The organism is Mesorhizobium sp. M0040 (genome assembly GCF_040323505.1).
GTDB lineage: Bacteria > Pseudomonadota > Alphaproteobacteria > Rhizobiales > Rhizobiaceae > Mesorhizobium.
Genome location: NZ_JAMYVA010000145.1, coordinates 1 through 851 on the forward strand (window position 1 = coordinate 1; position 851 = coordinate 851).

An 851-nucleotide genomic window follows, 5' to 3' on the forward strand; every position below is an offset into this window, starting at 1 on the left:
AGCGCCCGATCAGGCGGAGCTGGTCGGGGTTGCACAGCCTGATCGGGCGCGGCTGATTGGCTTTCGGCTTTAGATCCCATGAGGAGTGAACGGCGGCCGGCGCTCTGTCAGGGTGAGGCTGCATCGAACCACTCACTCAACAGGAGATCGCCGTGGAGAATGTGTCTGCCCAACCTGGAGTCCCAAACGCTGTCCGTGTCGACCTTGGAGCAATCTTTGTCTCCCTGGAACTGAGCCGCTCAACCTGGCTGGTTACGTCGTTGTCGCCGGGCAGCGGCGACAAGATGTCGAAACGTGCTGTGGATGGCGGCGATATTGCCGGACTGATCAGCCTGTTCGAAGACCTCCGGAAGAAGGCGTTGTCACGGACAGGGCGATTGTTCCCTATCGTGACCATTCAGGAGGCTGGTCTGGACGGCTTTTGGATTCATCGAGTCCTGGAAGCCAATGGGTTCGAGAGTCACGTCGTCGACGCGGCTTCTATCGCAGCGTCCCGTCGTCGCCGGCGCGCGAAGACGGACAAGATCGACGGGGAGGCATTGGTTCGAGCACTTCTTGCCTTCAAGCGTGGCGAACCGCGCGTATGTGCAATGGTGAAGGCGCCAAGTCCGGATAACGAAGATCGGCGTCGCATTTGCAGGGAACGCAAGGTCCTGATTGCGGAAAGGGTGGAGCACGTCAATCGTATCAAGGGTCTGCTATTTGCCCAAGGCATCAGCGGTTACGAGCCGCTTCGGAAGGATCGGCGCAAACGACTCGACGGTCTGGTGACAGGCGATGGCCGCCAGTTGCCTCGGCACCTAAAGGCTCAAATAGATCGTGAACTTGATCGCCTTGAACTGTTGCTTCAG

The 851-nt window shown here is 59.1% G+C and carries 1 protein-coding gene; it reads left to right on the top strand.

Features of this window, described 5'->3' with window-relative positions; translation table 11 throughout:
• Nucleotides 1-161: 161 nt before the first annotated feature.
• On the top strand, nucleotides 162-851 hold a 690-nt coding region (locus tag NKJ91_RS33680; RefSeq protein ID WP_502903668.1), incomplete at its 3' end, for an IS110 family transposase.